Genomic DNA, 15,740 nt, shown 5'->3' with positions numbered 1-15,740 from the left:
GTTACGCAGTCAACGACAGTACCCGAACAGGTGCGCAGAAGGAGTTTCAGCATGATTGTCCGTCCGGTCAAAGTCAGTGATTTGCCAGCGTTGATGACCCTGGTACAACAGGCAGGCCCGGGGTTTACCACCCTGCCGGCCAACGAAGATCGCCTGGCTCACCGGGTGCGTTGGGCACAACGCGCGTTCGCCGGGCAGGTGGAGCGTGCCGATGCCGATTACCTTTTCGTGCTCGAAGACGATGACCTGCGCGTGGTCGGTGTCAGCGCCCTGAGCGGCGCGGTCGGCCTGCGTGAACCCTGGTACAACTACCGGGTCGGCCTGACCGTGAGTTCGGCGCCGGATCTGGGCATTCAACGGCAGATTCCGACGCTGTTCCTCAACAACGAACTGACTGGCGAATCGGAATTGTGCTCGTTGTTCCTCGGCCACGACCAACGCCACGGCAGTAATGGCCGGTTGCTGTCCCTGGGGCGACTGTTGTTCGTCGCCGAGTTCCCGCACTTGTTCGGCGAGAAAATGATCGCCGAGTTGCGCGGCAGCGCCGATGAACAGGGTTGCTCGCCATTCTGGGACAGCCTGGGTCGACACTTTTTTCAGATGGATTTCAGCCATGCCGATCATTTGTCGGGGCTGGGCAACAAATCATTCATCGCCGAACTGATGCCCCGCCAACCGCTGTACACCTGCATGCTCACCGAACAGGCGCAGGCGGCCATCGGTCAGGCGCATCCCAATACTGAGCCGGCGCTGAAAATCCTTCAGGGCGAGGGTTTTGCGCACAAGGGCTATATCGACATTTTCGACGGCGGCCCGGTGATCGAAGCGCCGGTGCGCAACATCCGCACCGTACGCGACAGCCTGGAACTGGCCTTGAGCCTCGGCACCCCGGACGAACAGGCACCGCTGTGGCTGATCCACAACCGGCGTCTGGAAAACTGCCGCATCACCGTTGCCCAGGCGCGTCGCGTCGGCAGCAGCCTGGTGATCGACCGCCTGACAGCCAAACGCCTGCAACTGCAGCCGGGGAACTCGGTAAGGGCGGTGATGTTGCCCAATCAACAGCAGCAGGCTGTGGCGGCCTGAGCCCCGCCCCCCCAGGGTTCCATAAACCTGCGTGGCGAGGGAGGTTGTCGAATCGTCGCCACAGGTGAAATTTCACCTTCCTGATGAAACCTTTCAGCATAAACCCCGCGGCAAACCGCCCCCTTGCAAATTCGTCATGATCCTTGACCCATCCGCGTGATAGCCTTTTCATTCTTCGGCGTTGACACCTTTGCTCAAGCCGTTCCATTCCTTTGTATTGGTGGAACTCGTATGACCAGGCTTTCTCATCAAGATTTGCGCCGTAACTTCCGTCAGTTGCTGGCCTCCGACACCTGCTACCACACCGCTTCGGTGTTCGACCCGATGTCTGCGCGCATTGCCGCTGACCTGGGTTTTGAAGTGGGCATTCTCGGCGGATCGGTGGCCTCACTGCAGGTGCTGGGCGCGCCGGACTTCGCCTTGATCACCCTCAGCGAGTTCGCCGAACAGGCCACCCGCATCGGCCGCGTCGCCCAGTTGCCGGTAATCGCCGACGCCGATCACGGCTACGGCAACGCCCTCAACGTGATGCGCACCATCGTCGAACTGGAACGCGCCGGCGTCGCCGCCCTGACCATCGAAGACACCCTGCTGCCAGCGCAATTCGGGCGTAAATCCACCGACCTGATCACGGTCGCCGAAGGCGTCGGCAAGATCCGCGCAGCGCTGGAAGCCCGGGTCGACACGGAAATGGCGATCATCGCCCGTACCAACGCCGGCATCCTGCCGAATCAGGAAATCATCAGCCGCACCCGCCAGTATCAAGCCGCAGGCGCTGACGGTATTTGCATGGTCGGGGTTCAGGATTTCGATCAGCTGGAACAGATTGCCGAGCACTTGACCGTGCCACTGATGCTGGTCACCTATGGCAACCCGGCACTGCGCGACGACAAGCGCCTGGCCGAACTGGGCGTGCGCGTGACCATCGACGGCCATGGCGCCTACTTTGCGGCGATCAAGGCGACCTACGACAGCCTGCGCGAACAGCGACAGATCTTTACCCAGGCGTCCGACCTGAGCGCCACCGAACTGACGCACACCTATACCCAGCCGGAGGAATACATTCTCTGGGCCAAGGAATATATGAGCGTCAAGGAGTGATGCGTTGGCTGCACCGGCCTCTTCGCGAGCAGGCTCGCTCCCACAGTGGATTTGTAGTGAACACGGAACGGGTGTTCGACGCAGATCAAATGTGGGAGCGAGCTTGCTCGCGAAGGCGTCTGCCGCTACAGCGCTAAACCGGCGTCTTGTAAGCCTCTTCCCGCTGCACCGCCCGCGCTTGAATCACATTCAGAATCGCACAGCCCTCGCGCATCAACAGGTGCACCGCGCTGGTCACCCGCGTCAGATCACAATCGGAAATGCCCTTGAGGTTGAGGCTGGCAAAGGTGTCGGCCAGATCGCGCACGACCACAAAGCGGTGCATCGCACAGGCGGCCATGTCGCTGAGTTCTGAATGGGTATTGAGGAAGAGCACCGGGGATTCGGCGTCGTAGGTGTCGATGGGGAGGAAGCGGGGCATTACTTGGTCGGTCATAGAGTTCACTCCAGAAAAGTCAGGTTCTGTATTCGACCGGCCAAGATCGTCGCAGAGCTTTCTGCGAGCCGAAACTATAAGAGCCGCGCTCAAAGGGCGCAACGAGGGCTTCTGTCAGATTTTTCGGTATTTTTAGTACGACGACCGCGACTTCCACTTTTCCTACAAAAAACCCTCACTGTAGAGACCGGTACATCCTTTACACATAATGATCGTTCCCACGCTCTGCGTAGGAATGCAGCCCGGGACGCTCTGCGTCCCACACAAAGCCGAACGCGGAGCGTCCCTTGAGGCATTCCCACGCAGAGCGTGGGAACGATCACGTATTCCCAAGCTGAGCGTGGGAACGATCAAACCCACTCAGCGCGGCTTGGCCAACTCCATAATCATCCGCGACAACAGATAAATCCGCGGCGCCACGCTCGCGACCTCCGCGTACTCTTCCGGCGTATGAATATTGCCGCCGACAATCCCGAAGCCATCCAGCGTCGGCGTGCCAACCCCGGCCGACAGACTCGCATCCGCCGCGCCACCGCTGCCCTCCTCGGTCAATTTGCGGCCGATTTCGCCGTAAATCCCCTGAGCCATGGCCATCAGGCGATCGGACTCGGCCGTTTGTGGCATCGGCGGCAAACCGCGTTGCAAGGTGGTCTTCACTTCAGTCTCGGGGATCAGCTTGTCCTGAGACACCCGCGCCAGATCCTTCTCGATCCGGTCGAACTCCTCCGGCACCGCCGCGCGTACATCAGCCTTGGCCGTGGCCTGATCGGGAATCACATTGGTGCGATCGCCGGCATTGAGCACGGTGAAGTTGATGGTGGTTTTCTTCGCCTCATCACCCAGTTTGCCCAGTTGCAGAATCTGGTGCGCCGCCTCCATCGCCGCGTTGCGCCCCAATTGCGGAGCGACACCGGCATGCGCAGCTTTGCCTTTAACCTCAACCAACGCCGTGGCGCTGCCCTTGCGCCACACCACCAGGCCGTCGGCCGGACGACCCGGTTCCAGATTGAGGGTCACGTCGTGCCGTTTCGCGGTTTTCTTGATCAGGTCGGTGGCGACGTCCGAGCCGGTTTCTTCGCTGGCGTCGAGCAGGAAGGTGATTTGCGCGTAGTCCTTGAAGTCGAGGTTTTTCAGGACTTTCAGCGCATAGATGCCGGCAACGATGCCGCCCTTGTCGTCCATCACGCCAGGCCCGTAGGCGCGACCGTCCTTGATGTGGAACGGCCGCTCGGCCGCCGAACCCTCCTTGAACACAGTGTCCATGTGCGCCATCAGGAGGATTTTTGCCTTGCCGGTGCCTTTGAGCGTGGCCAGTACGTGGTTGGATTTTTCCGGCGTGTTGGGTACCCGCTCGATCGTCGCGCCGAGTTTTTTCAGCTCATCGATCGCGATGTCGCTGACTTGTTTGAGCCCCGGTTCATAGCCGGAGTCGATATTGACCAGCCGCTCCAGCAGCTTCAGTGCTTCGGGCTGGTACTGTTCGGCGTCGGCGAGTACTTGTTTGTGCGGTTCGGCGAAAGTCGTGGCGGCGCCGAAAGCGAGTGTCAGGCCGAGGCTCGCGGCCAGCAGGGAGCGGGAAAATGAGCACGTCATGAATCGATCCTTGTTTCGCGTCAGGGGTACTGAAACCGTACCTGACATCGACACAAGGCTCTATACCGGATGCGACATCGTGCGCGGCGATACCGAACAACCTGCGCGAGCCAACGGTTCGCGCAGCAATGCTGCGGTATCAATCAGCGTACAGATGCAGTTGCCCTTCGCCGTCGACACGCACGCCAAGTCCGTCATAGCTGGCCAGCGTCGCGTGTGGGGTGTCGAGCGGATGTTGATGCGTAGTGGTGACAATCAGCAACGCGGCGCCTGCGGCTTCGGCAGCCTGGATACCGACGCTGGCGTCTTCGAAGATCAGGCAGTCGGCGGGCGCCACACCGAGGCGTCTGGCCGCGAGCCGGTAGCCGGCCGGGTCGGGTTTGCCGGCCGTTACGTCCTCAGCGGTAATCATCACCGCCGGTGCCGACACTCCCGCCGCCGCCATGCGCCGCAACGCCAGATCCCGTGGTGCCGATGTCACCATCGCCCAGCGATCAGCAGGCAGGCTGTTGAGAAACGCGGCAGCGCCGGGAATCTCGACGATGCCTTCAACGTCTTCGATTTCCGCTTCGGTGATGAAGGCCGCTTGCGCCTCGGCATCAACGCCGGGCAAATTCAGGCGATTGATCGTATCGATCGCCCGCGCACCATGAATGGTCGGCAGAAACGTCGCTACGTCAACGCCGTGGCGCACGGCCCAGGCTGACCAGATCCGCTCGGCGGCGGCGATGGAGTTGAGGACGGTACCGTCCATGTCGAACAGGAACGCGCCGAACGCGCGGTCGAAGACTTTATCGTGAGCAGACAAAAGGTCACATCCTCTGGCAAGGGGCCGGGCAGATTGGCCGGGCAATGTAGCATTTGCCCGGCGCTTCAACCCAGTGTCTCAGTGCAGGCGCGGTGCCTTGGACTTGAACGCGCTGTCTACACAGTCGAGCAACTGACCGATCGCCCAGGGCTTTTTGATAAACGCCACGGGGTGCTTGACCCCGGAGGTTTCCGGCGTTTCATAACCGGACATGACCATCACCGGTTTGTCCGGCCAGCGGTCGCCGACCAGGTTAGCCAGGTCGGCGCCATTGAGAGTGCCGGGCATGGTGATGTCGGTCAGCAACAGCGCCACCTGCTGCGCGTGCTTTTCCAGATAGATTGATGCGGCGTCGGCGCTGGTTTGCGGCTCGACCTTGAAACCTTCCTCCTGAAGAATTTCGCAGAGAAACTCCAGAATCAACGGATCGTCTTCAACTACCAGAATCAATCCGTCAGGAAGGTGCGCGCTCGCCGTCGATGTTGGGCACATGAAACTGCACTCCCTGAATTGCATTAACGATTTAGCGGCTTGAATCCGCTGCTTATCTGGTATGAGCAGCGCGCTTTGCAGAAATTCATTTTTGATACAGGTCTTTTCTCAAACGTCGTAATAGTCCGTTCGCGACAAGCGTTCGTGACGGGGTAATTGTGGTTAAAATGCCGGCCCTTTTGCTTGCCGACCGTGACCGATGAACCCTGAAGCCCTCGCCACTCTCCACGCCCATTTGTTGCCTGCGCTCGCGGCGGCACCGAGCGAAACCCGCCGCCTGTTCCATGGCCGCGGCCGCTGCTGGCCGGGGCTGGAACAACTGACGGTGGACTGGTTGCAAGGCGTGGTGCTGGTGTCGCTGTTCAAGGAGCCAGCCCCTGAACAGCTGGAAGACCTCAAGCGCTTGTTACTGGACATCAGCGGGTCGGCGCAGTGGCAGCAGTCCGGCGCGCATACCCTGTTGATCCAGCATCGTTACCTGCCGCAAAGCACTGCCGAATGGTTGCTGGGCAACGAGATCGATGAAATGACCATCGTCGAAGGCGGTTTGCAGTACCGCGTCGATCTCGGCCGCAAGCAGAACGCCGGGCTGTTTCTCGACATGCGTTACGGGCGTAACTGGGTGCGCGAACAAGCGGCGGGCAAACGCGTATTGAACCTGTTCGCCTACACCTGCGGCTTTTCCGTGGCAGCCATTGAAGGCGGCGCCAGCCATGTGGTCAACCTGGACATGTCCCGCGCGGCACTGAGCCGTGGCCGCGACAACCATCGGTTGAACGGGCATGACCTGAGCAAAGTCAGTTTCCTCGGCCACGACCTGTTCAAGTCATGGGGCAAGGTAATCAATAGTGGCCCGTATGATCTGGTGATCATCGACCCGCCGTCATTCCAGAAAGGCAGTTTTCTGCTGACCAAGGATTACCAGCGGGTGCTACGCCGCTTGCCGGAGTTACTGACGGCTGAGGGTGTGGTGCTGGCGTGCATGAATGATCCGGCGTTCGGCTCGGACTTTTTGATTGACGGCGTGACGCAGGAGGCGCCGAGTCTGCGCTTTGAGCAGCGCCTCGAGAATCCGCCAGAGTTCCCGGATATCGACCCTGAAAGCGGCCTCAAGGCCCTGGTCTTCCAACGCACCACCTGACACTACAAACTCCATCGTGGGAGCGAGCCTGCTCGCGAAAGCGGTCTGTCAGTCGCCAGTGATGTTGCCTGATCTACCGTATTCGCGAGCAGGCTCGCTCCCACAGGTTTATGTGCACGCCCGATGATCTTTAGTGAGGGCGCAGCAACAGCGCAAACAACTCGCCATGCCCGGTCACATTGAGCTTGTGGTAAAGATTGCGCCGATGGACTTTGACGGTCTCCGGCGAAATGCCCATCTGCTGGGCCATCGCCTTGCTGGAAAAGCCTTGCAGAATCAGCCGCGCCGTTTCGACTTCGCGCTCTGTCAACCGCGCATCAAACCGATCAAGCAACGTCGCCAGATCGCCGACCACCACGTCAGCCACCGCACCCTGCGGCGGCAACAACTGCACATGCCGGCGCATCGCCGCCAGCACCCAATCGCGCACGCACAACAGCCTGCCCTGCTCCGCCAGATCAAACGTCCGCGCCCGCCCCAGCGACAAGCCGAGCACACCGCCCTCGACGTTGATCATGAACTGCAACTCGTCCTCGCCCACCACCGAACGAAAGTAGCTCAGGTAATACTCGCTGTGCAGAAACTGGTCCGGCGCCACCGCGGCCAGGCTGTGCAAACCATCGGTGATGCCGGTGGTGGCAGCTTGATAAAACGGATCGAGCAGGTACATCCCGGCGCTGTAACTGGCCAGTTCTTGCTGCTCGTCAGCGCGGCCCTTGCTGTCGAAGTCGATCAGCAATTGTGGCGCCTGACCGGCCTTCATCAGCGCCACCAGCGCATTGTCCAACGGCACCAGCAAGCGCAAGGTGTCCACCAGCGCGCGCCAGAAACCGTCCTGCCCGACACCGGCAAACACCCGTGCCAGGCTTTGATGCACCGGCAACTCCTGCAACAACGCGTCCACGCACTACCCCTTTTGAGTAACCCATGATGGGAATGGGTCAGGCGAGGTCCGGCCGATAGGCTGACCACTCCTGTTCATCACCGGCCTGCACAGGCCAGGAGTGCCGCATCATGCTTCGTCATCGTGGCTATATCAACTTGGGCCTGCTCGCCTGTCTTGGCGCGGTAACAGCCGCCAACGCCGCCGATGCGCCAAGCGTGCATGTCTACAACTGGTACGACTACATCGGCCCGAACACGCTGCACGATTTCCAGCGCGACAGCGGCATTCAACCGGTGTACGACACCTTCGACAGTGCCGAGGTGCTGGAAGGCAAATTGATGACCAGCCGCAGCGGGTATGACGTGGTGGTGGCGAGCAACTTCAGCCTGCCGACGCTGATCAAGGCCGGCGCCCTCGCCCCGCTGCCGCGCGATCAACTGTCGGGCTGGAAGAACCTCGACAATGATCTGCTGGCCAAACTGGCCAACAACGATCCGGGCAATCAATACGCGGTGCCGTACCTGTGGGGCACCAACGGCATCGGCTACAACGTCGATAAAGTGCGCGCCGCACTGGGCGACAAGGCGCCGGTGGATTCGTGGGATCTGGTGTTCAACGCAGACAACCTCGCCAAGCTTGGGCAGTGTGGCGTGGCGATGCTCGATTCGCCGTCGGAAATGCTCCCGGTGGCCCTGCATTATCTGGGGTTGCCGCCCAACAGCACGAACCCCGAAGACTATAAAAAAGCCGAGGCGCTGCTGCTCAAACTGCGCCCGCACATTGCCTACTTCAACTCGTCGAAATTCATCAGCGACCTGTCCAACGGCAACATCTGCGTGGCCGTTGGCTGGTCGGGGGCGATGCTCGAAGCCAAGACCAATGCCGAGCAGGCCGGCAACGGCGTGAAGATCGCCTACAGCCTGCCCAAGGAAGGCGCGCCGGTGTGGTTCGACACGCTGGTGCTGCTCAAGGACGCGCCAAACCGGACGCAAGGCCTGGCCTTTATCGATTACCTGCTGCGCCCGGAGGTGATTGCGCCGGTCAGTGATCACCTCTCCTACCCGAACGGCAATCGCGCGGCCACGCCGCTGGTGGCTGCAGCCACACGCGACAACCCGGCGGTTTATCCGTCTGCCGCTGCCATGGCAACCCTTTACACCCTTGAGCCGCTGCCCAAAGCCATCGAGCGCGTGCGTACGCGGGTGTGGAGCAAGGTCAAGAACGGCCAGTAAACCCTTTTGAACATTTCACAAATCCCGGTGGGAGCGAGCCTGCTCGCGATAGCGGTGGATCAGGCACTGAACGTATTGAAAGTGCCGACGCCTTCGCGAGCAGGCTCGCTCCCACAGAGGCGGTGAACAACCCTGCATTTTTTAGAGAGACAGAAACCCATGAAACCACGTGCCCGAGACCTCGACATCCGCATCGGCCAACTCACCCCCGGCCCGCTCAACGCCATCACCGATGTGCCCGGCGTGCGCGTCGGCCACAGCAACGTGCGCGGTCGCAGCAGCGCCGGTCGTGATATTTGCACCGGCGTCACCCTGATCGAACCGCGCTTGGGCTCGACCAACCAGCAACCGTGTTTCGCCGGTGTGCATGTGCTCAACGGTAATGGCGATGCAACCGGGCTTGAGTGGATTCGCGAGGCGGGTTTGCTGACCAGCCCGATTGCCTTCACCAACACCCACAGCCTCGGCGTGGTACGTGATGCGCTGATTGCACTGGATCGTCAGCAACAGCCGGACGACGGCCGCCTCTACTGGAACATGCCGGTGGTCTTGGAAACCTACGACGGCCTGATCAACGACATCAACGGTTTCCACGTCCAGCCCGAGCATGTCGCTGAAGCCCTGCACAACGCCGTCGACGGGCCTGTACAGGAAGGTGCCGTGGGCGGTGGCAGCGGCATGATCTGCCATGAATTCAAGGGTGGCATCGGCACCGCATCGCGCCAATTGAGCAGCGCTCAGGGCGGCTGGACGGTGGGGGCGATCGTCCAGGCCAACCACGGCATTCGCAGTGAATTGCGCGTCGATGGCTACCCGGTCGGGCGCTATATGGAGCAGGTCGATTCGCCGTTTCTCCGGGCCTCACTGCCGCATCCGGGCATGGGCTCGATTGTGGTGTGCCTGGCCACCGACGCACCGCTGCTGCCCCATCAATGCACACGCCTGGCGCAGCGTGCCAGCCTCGGTCTGGCGCGCACCGGCGGTGGCAACGAAGACCACAGCGGCGACATCTTCATCGCCTTCGCCACCGGCAACGCTCACGTCCCGCCCGCCGCCTACGAAGGCAAAGGAGCGCCGACCTGTGATGGTTTGCGCATGGTCAACAACGACCACATCAGCGAGTTGTTTTTGGCGGCGACCGAAGCGGTTGAAGAAGCCATCATCAACGCCCTGCTCGCCAGCGAAAGCACCGATGGCAACGGGCATTCGGTGCCAGGGCTGGATGCCGCCACCTTGCTCGCCGCCCTAGACAAGGCCGGCTGGCCCGGCGCCCGTTAAACGCGCCTCTGTAGGCGCTGCCACAGGCTGAGATCTTTTGATTTTGATGTTAAAAAACCAGCTCAAAAGATCGCAACCCACCGCAGCGTCCTGCGTATTTCAATTCGGGATGTTTAAAGGTTGTTTCGAATTTGCAGAACCTTCCCACAATGTTTTCAGGTTGTCCGTCGGACGTCAGGTCTCTAGCCTGTGCTCGTCGCTGCCAATTCAGCGATCGGGACTGGAAACCCCGTGGGACTGCAGAACGCAAAAGCGCCATTCATGACGTATGATTGCGCACCTTTTTGGTGTGCACTTTGTTATGGCGGCTGTGCGTGGGGGACCTTCGGGTCGTCCGGGTTTCTCTGCTCCCCGGGTTTCCAGCCTTGCGTACAGCTGCCACCCATTCGACCGGAAGCCGAATGGGTCAGCTCCACAGCTTAGAGAGAGAAGAACACCATGAAAAAACCAACACCCAACCCGCCAGAATCCGAAGCCAGCACCGACACTACATCCCCCTACGCTTCAGTCGACAGCAAAAAACTCCACGAAGCCGCCGACCGCGCCCTCGATTACTACCTCAATCCCACTGCCGGCATCATGTCCAGTGCCAACGAGCCGGAGTCCATGTACTTCGCCAACCCCAGGTACAACACCGAATCCCTGCTGGCCAACGCCAGCGAAACCCTCGGCTCGGCCAGCGAAATGCTCAACAACTTCGCCGCAACCCTGCCGCCCTCCCATCGCAAAACCGCTCTGGGCATCGCCCAAGTCGTGATGCTGGGTGAACTGGCCGTCAACCAGGCCCTCGATCACGTAGAACTGCAACCTTAGGCAACGCCCTCACCACAGTTTTCCCAGGCCAAGAAAACGCGCCCCAACGTCAGGGGTCGCGTTTTTTATTTCAATCCGCAAGTTCCGTGGATAACCTGTTGTCGATCATTCCACGCAGAGCGTCGACATGATCAATACGCCGCAAAATTTTCATGCACGTTGATTTACCAGCCATGCTCGAAGGGATGCCGAGGCGCAAAGTGATAAGGATTATTTTTACGAACAGACAACTTAGTCTGTGGGTGGTGGCAGTTCTATTGGTCAGTGCGATTTTTATGGCTTTTCTGATGCTTGGCGATGCTTCAAACCGTCATGTCATGAAAATGATCAAAATTGAAGAACCGTTGCTGATCGAAGGTCCGAATGGCGACGAGAATTACTATGTCCTGCCTCTGGGGACCATGCTCTATCACGATAAAAGCTTTCCTGAAGGGCATGATCGCTATGTGGTTTATCTCAACCATAAAGGTGCTATTGCCCACAAAGAAGTACCGATGAAACCTGAGTATGGCGGTTCCTTTATTGATCCACTCTGGGTGGCCAATGTTGATTCGGACAATTTGAAAGAAATTTTCAAGCGTTTCCCGCTTTCCAAAAAAGACATCGCCGCCGCCATCAAAGCCAATGAAATAACCAAGGATGACCTGGCCGACATTATTCGCTCGATGCCAGATTGACCGACTCTGCAGGAGCTGCCGCCGGCAGCTCCTGCAGGGGATCAGCTATTTGGAAATAGTCTGCGCTTCAGCACTCAGTGCACGGTCAGCCGCTGACGAACAAATTCTTCGGTATGCCCGGTGGTTTGATCGAGATGCCGGTCACGCTGTTTCTCGGCATCGAGCATCGCCCGTTTGCCGTTTTTCTGTAGCAGATAGGTGTGGATCTGCTGCACCTCCAGCGAACGGTAGATCGGCATGGTGTCGATGAACCCGTGCAAGCCGTTGCTGCGGTAATGCCGCGTGCTCATCAGCACTTGCGTCTCGCGTTGACCGATCACTTCAAAGCCCAGCGCCTCGAAATACGGGACCTTGCCGACGGTGCAGGCCAGTTCGGCGTGGGGATAACGCCCGACCATTTCAGCGATCATCGTCCGCGCCACGCCCTGACGCCGATGCCCTTCGCGCACGGCCATGTAGGCGACGCTGCACGCCTCCCAATCGCCCTGCACCGGCAGGTATAACAGGAAGCCGATCACCTGCTCCGGGTCGCTTTCATCGGTTGCAACCAACAATTCCACCTCAGTGCCCTTCTCGCCGTTCAACGCCTCCAGATACAGGTGCACCTCATAGCCCACCGCGTACTGATAGACGTTGTACAACAGGTTGCTCGGGCCCAGGCCTACGGCGCTGATGTCGGTCAGGTAGTCGACGACCATTTGCAGGATCTGGCTGTTGACGCCCTCGGGGCATGGGGACTTGTAGTGGGTGATGCGTGGCATGGCGGCTAAACTCCGGCGGAAAACCGCGACATCATACCTTGTGGGGTGACCTCACTGCTGGGGCGCCACGACCCTGAACTTGATCGCGATGTCCCTGGACACCACGGTATCCGCCCACTCCCCCGCGCCGAGGCCGAACTCGTCGCGTTTGAGCAGCAACTCACCGTCGAAAATGCCAATTGCGCTGTCGGGCTTCAACGTCACCGGTACCTGCACCGCACGGGTGATGCCTTTGAGGGTGAGTTGCCCGGCGATCAGGTAGCGGTTCTCGGCCAATTGCGTGAACTGGCTGGATTCGAATAGCGCCACCGGGAATTGCTGCGTGTTGAACCACGCCGGTTTCACCAGTTCAGTGTTGGCGTCTTCGCTGCCGGCGTCGATGCTGTTGAGGTCGATGTGCAAGGTGGCATGGGCGCTGGCGAGGTCATCGGTGTTGAAGTCCAGCGTCGCTTCGAACTTGCCGAAGGTGCCGTACATCCGCGAGCCCATCTGGTTGTAAGTGAAGCTGATCTGACTGGCGGTGGTGTTGACGCGGGTGTACTCGACGGCCTGCACGGCAGGACTGGCGCACAGGCACAACGCGGCAGCCAGCAGCAATCGGATCGACATGGCATTCTCCGGGCAGCGCGGCCGTCGAGGGACTCGATTGACTTAAGCAAACAACCGGCTGTTGCGCCAGCCCCCGAATACTCGACCTACAAGGTTCAAACCAGGCGTTCGATTTTCTGGTGCTGCCAGACCAGTTTGTAATACAAGGTCTGCAACACCAGCATGCCCAGATACGCCACCGGAAACGCCATCCACACACCCTGCAAACCATACTGGCCGTCCAACCAATACGCCGCCGGCAACTGCACGCCGACCACGCAGACAATCGCAATCACCACCGGCACCAGCACCGTGCCGCTGGCGCGCATGATCCCGCCGATGATCGCCTGGAAGCCAAACACCAACAGACTCCACAACATGATGTGCAGCAGATGTTCCGCCATCGCCCGGGTCGAATCCTCGGTCAGGAACAAACCGAGCAACCAGTGCGACAACAGGTAACCGAGCACAATCAGGCCACCGGTCAGGCACACGTTGATCAACAGACCGGTGCGCAGGATCGGCCCCATCCGTTCCAGCCGCCCGGCCCCGATGGCCTGCGCGCCGAGGATCGATGCGGTGATGGCAATCGACAACGCCGGGAACTGCACATAGTTGACGATCTGCGTCACCGCGCCGTAAGCCGCCGTGGCTTGCGAGCCGTGCTGGTTGACCAGCGCCAGAATCACCAGCTCCGACAACGACAGCACAATCATCTGCACGCCGGTCGGCAGACCGATGCGCAGGACCTTGCCGAGAATTGCTGCGTCGAGGCGTAGCGCGGCAAAAAACGCCCGATCCGGCGCCAGCGGATGGCCCTTGCGAATCAGCCGCCATGAAAGCCACGCCATCGCCGCCAGGTTACCCGCAAGCCCCGCGAACGCGGCACTCTGGATCCCCAGTTGCGGCAAACCGAACCAGCCACGAATCAACGCCGGTGTCAGCGCCAGCCCGACACAGGTCGACACCACCAGCGCCAGCAACGGCGACAGCGTGTCGCTCACCCCACGCAGCAACTGCGTGAACAGCACAAACACCAGCAGCGACGGCAAGATCCACATCATCACGTGGGCATAGGCCTCCGCATCATCCAGCACATCCGCCGGCGTGCCCAAACCGGTCAACGCCTGCCGTGCAAACACACTGCCCAACACCGCCGCCACCAACCCGATCAGCACCCCGAGCAACAGCGTCGCCCCGGCAATCGCCTTGACCATGTGCGGCTCGCGCGCGCCCCACGCCTGCCCGATCAACACCCCGGCGCCCGCGCCCAGGCCGATCACCAACGCAATAAAAAAGAACACCACGGGAAACATGCCCGACACCGCCGCCAGCGCCTGAGTGCCGAGCATCTGGCCGATGTAGATGCTGTTGACCGTACCCGACATCGATTGCAGAAAGTTGGACAGCACCATCGGCGCCAGAAACAGCAGGTAGGTTTGCCAGAGCGGTTGGGTGACGCTGGGGGTTTGCATTGAAAGAGATCCATCTCGACGATGTGAGGTGATGAAGGATAGCTTCGGTGAGTGGGCGGCGGGGGGCAATTATCATTTCAGCCGGGCGTTGATTGTTGCGTTCATTGCCTGTGTAACTGGCATGGTTATGTGGTTGTCCATTCACGGCTGTGGTAAACAAAATCCCGTTAATGCCATCCATTGAGGTTCTGTTCATGCCCCGCTTTCCAAAACTGCTGACCAGCGCTTTTCTCGCTCTGCTTGCCAGCAGCTCTCACGCTGCAACGTCTGCTCCGGCTCCGAAGGCCCTGAAGCCCTTGCTCACGACATTAAACGAACGCCTGAACATCGGCGATCTGGTTGCGTTGACCAAATGGGACAGTGGCAAGCCGATCCAGGACAGCCCCCGTGAAGCGCAAGTCATTGCCAATACCCGCACGCTCGCCTCCGAGCGCAAGCTCGACCCGGAGGAGGTGGCACAGTTGATCGCCGCACAAATGGAGGCCAACAAACTGGTGCAGTACGGTTTGCTCGCGCAATGGCAGGCGGCCGGTGCCGCGCCGGACACGCCGCGCCCGGATCTGGGCAAGCAGATCCGCCCGCACCTGGATGAGCTGCAAACCCGGTTGCTTGCGCAATACGCCGACTTCTTGCCTTATCGCCATGATCAAAATTGCCCGGTCTGGCTGGCCAAGGCGCGCACGGGTCTGACCCACGATGCGCTGCATGAGTTGGCTTTGGTGCGCGCCACCGGTGAGCTGTGCATTCGGCCGACGTCCCCGTAATCCGGCGCTCAGGTAACCATCGCTGGCGTTGATAGTCACCATCACGTCAATGAAGTTCTCATAAAAAATCCGCGGCGTAAGATCGGCTCCATACCCACCTACAACACCCCGGAGCACACGATCATGAAACGCCAAATCCTTCTCAGCATCGCTTTCTCGGTTTTCGCAGTTAACGCTTTTGCCGCAACCGCGGCTCACACCACGGTCGCTGAAGGCGGCTCGGATCGGTTGATTGAAAGTCGTGTGGCTGAGGGTGGTTCGGATCGTCTGATCGAACGCCGTGTGGCTGAGGGTGGTTCGGATCGTCTGATCGAACGCCGTGTGGCTGAGGGTGGCTCGGATCGTCTGATCGAGCGCCGTGTGGCCGAAGGTGGTTCGGATCGTCTGATCGAGCGCCGTGTGGCTGAGGGTGGTTCGGATCGTCTGATCGAACGCCGTGTAGCCGAAGGTGGCTCCGATCGTTTGCTTGAAAGTCGCAACGCGAGAGTGTCAGATTTTTTGTGTGCGGGCCGGTAATGGCCTGCCGTCAGGCAGGCCGGGTTTTACCAGGTCGGCCTGATAAATCGATCTCCGTACAGAATCGCAAATTGGTTCATCGCACTCTTCCAG

At 60.1% G+C, this 15,740-nt stretch carries 17 protein-coding genes; 9 read left to right on the top strand and 8 right to left on the bottom strand.

Going from position 1 to position 15,740, the window contains the following annotated elements; all coding sequences use genetic code 11:
- Window positions 1–51: 51 nt before the first annotated feature.
- Window positions 52–1,086 carry an arginine N-succinyltransferase gene (gene astA, locus CKW18_RS03585; protein WP_095187498.1) on the top strand — a complete coding sequence of 345 codons (1,035 nt, stop codon included), beginning with the start codon at window positions 52–54 and terminating at the stop codon, window positions 1,084–1,086.
- Between the two features lie 231 nt (window positions 1,087–1,317).
- A complete protein-coding gene (locus CKW18_RS03580; RefSeq protein ID WP_016774123.1) occupies window positions 1,318–2,187 on the top strand; it encodes an oxaloacetate decarboxylase in 870 nt (289 codons plus the stop codon).
- A 133-nt stretch (window positions 2,188–2,320) separates the two neighbouring features.
- Here the strand turns inward: CKW18_RS03580 and CKW18_RS03575 are convergent, their stop codons facing one another.
- From CKW18_RS03575 to CKW18_RS03560, 4 genes are all read right to left on the bottom strand, one after another.
- Entirely contained in the window at window positions 2,321–2,623 is a 303-nt protein-coding gene (locus CKW18_RS03575) for a hypothetical protein (protein ID WP_034152534.1), read from the bottom strand.
- Window positions 2,624–2,983: 360 nt separating this feature from the next.
- Window positions 2,984–4,216: a M20/M25/M40 family metallo-hydrolase gene (locus CKW18_RS03570; protein ID WP_095187497.1), complete on the bottom strand. Its 1,233-nt coding sequence runs from the start codon at window positions 4,214–4,216 to the stop codon at window positions 2,984–2,986.
- A gap of 139 nt (window positions 4,217–4,355) precedes the next feature.
- Window positions 4,356–5,024 carry an HAD-IA family hydrolase gene (locus CKW18_RS03565; protein WP_095187496.1) on the bottom strand — a complete coding sequence of 223 codons (669 nt, stop codon included), beginning with the start codon at window positions 5,022–5,024 and terminating at the stop codon, window positions 4,356–4,358.
- A gap of 78 nt (window positions 5,025–5,102) precedes the next feature.
- Window positions 5,103–5,516, bottom strand: a complete 414-nt coding sequence (locus CKW18_RS03560) for a response regulator (RefSeq protein ID WP_095187495.1) — start codon at window positions 5,514–5,516, stop codon at window positions 5,103–5,105.
- 199 nt (window positions 5,517–5,715) lie between these two features.
- Here CKW18_RS03560 and CKW18_RS03555 point away from each other — a divergent pair, with 199 nt between their 5' ends.
- On the top strand, window positions 5,716–6,657 hold the full coding sequence (locus CKW18_RS03555) for a class I SAM-dependent methyltransferase (protein WP_095187494.1): 942 nt from the start codon (window positions 5,716–5,718) through the stop codon (window positions 6,655–6,657).
- 130 nt (window positions 6,658–6,787) lie between these two features.
- Here CKW18_RS03555 and CKW18_RS03550 read toward each other — a convergent pair whose 3' ends face one another.
- Window positions 6,788–7,561: a helix-turn-helix transcriptional regulator gene (locus CKW18_RS03550; RefSeq protein WP_095187493.1), complete on the bottom strand. Its 774-nt coding sequence runs from the start codon at window positions 7,559–7,561 to the stop codon at window positions 6,788–6,790.
- Between the two features lie 110 nt (window positions 7,562–7,671).
- Here CKW18_RS03550 and CKW18_RS03545 point away from each other — a divergent pair, with 110 nt between their 5' ends.
- The 4 genes from CKW18_RS03545 (at window position 7,672) to CKW18_RS03530 (ending at window position 11,543) form a co-directional block, all read left to right on the top strand.
- Window positions 7,672–8,775: a polyamine ABC transporter substrate-binding protein gene (locus tag CKW18_RS03545; RefSeq protein WP_095187492.1), complete on the top strand. Its 1,104-nt coding sequence runs from the start codon at window positions 7,672–7,674 to the stop codon at window positions 8,773–8,775.
- A gap of 159 nt (window positions 8,776–8,934) precedes the next feature.
- Complete coding sequence (locus tag CKW18_RS03540) at window positions 8,935–10,053, top strand: P1 family peptidase (RefSeq protein ID WP_095187491.1); 1,119 nt, start codon at window positions 8,935–8,937, stop codon at window positions 10,051–10,053.
- 438 nt (window positions 10,054–10,491) lie between these two features.
- Window positions 10,492–10,866 carry a DUF6124 family protein gene (locus CKW18_RS03535; RefSeq protein ID WP_095187490.1) on the top strand — a complete coding sequence of 125 codons (375 nt, stop codon included), beginning with the start codon at window positions 10,492–10,494 and terminating at the stop codon, window positions 10,864–10,866.
- A 152-nt stretch (window positions 10,867–11,018) separates the two neighbouring features.
- Window positions 11,019–11,543, top strand: a complete 525-nt coding sequence (locus CKW18_RS03530; protein ID WP_256586888.1) for a hypothetical protein — start codon at window positions 11,019–11,021, stop codon at window positions 11,541–11,543.
- A gap of 74 nt (window positions 11,544–11,617) precedes the next feature.
- Here the strand turns inward: CKW18_RS03530 and CKW18_RS03525 are convergent, their stop codons facing one another.
- The 3 genes from CKW18_RS03525 to CKW18_RS03515 form a co-directional block, all read right to left on the bottom strand.
- A complete protein-coding gene (locus CKW18_RS03525; protein WP_095187489.1) occupies window positions 11,618–12,304 on the bottom strand; it encodes a GNAT family N-acetyltransferase in 687 nt (228 codons plus the stop codon).
- Between the two features lie 51 nt (window positions 12,305–12,355).
- Window positions 12,356–12,913, bottom strand: coding sequence for a YceI family protein (locus CKW18_RS03520; protein ID WP_095187488.1), 558 nt, complete (start codon window positions 12,911–12,913; stop codon window positions 12,356–12,358).
- A 95-nt stretch (window positions 12,914–13,008) separates the two neighbouring features.
- Window positions 13,009–14,367, bottom strand: coding sequence for an MATE family efflux transporter (locus CKW18_RS03515; RefSeq protein ID WP_095187487.1), 1,359 nt, complete (start codon window positions 14,365–14,367; stop codon window positions 13,009–13,011).
- Between the two features lie 194 nt (window positions 14,368–14,561).
- Here CKW18_RS03515 and CKW18_RS03510 point away from each other — a divergent pair, with 194 nt between their 5' ends.
- Window positions 14,562–15,131, top strand: a complete 570-nt coding sequence (locus CKW18_RS03510; protein WP_095187486.1) for a chorismate mutase — start codon at window positions 14,562–14,564, stop codon at window positions 15,129–15,131.
- Window positions 15,132–15,254: 123 nt separating this feature from the next.
- Entirely contained in the window at window positions 15,255–15,647 is a 393-nt protein-coding gene (locus tag CKW18_RS03505; protein ID WP_095187485.1) for a hypothetical protein, read from the top strand.
- The last annotated feature ends 93 nt before the right edge of the window (window positions 15,648–15,740 follow it).

The organism is Pseudomonas sp. Irchel 3E19, assembly GCF_900187585.1.
Classification (GTDB): domain Bacteria; phylum Pseudomonadota; class Gammaproteobacteria; order Pseudomonadales; family Pseudomonadaceae; genus Aquipseudomonas; species Aquipseudomonas baetica.
This window is presented reverse-complemented; position numbering and strand designations above follow the sequence as displayed.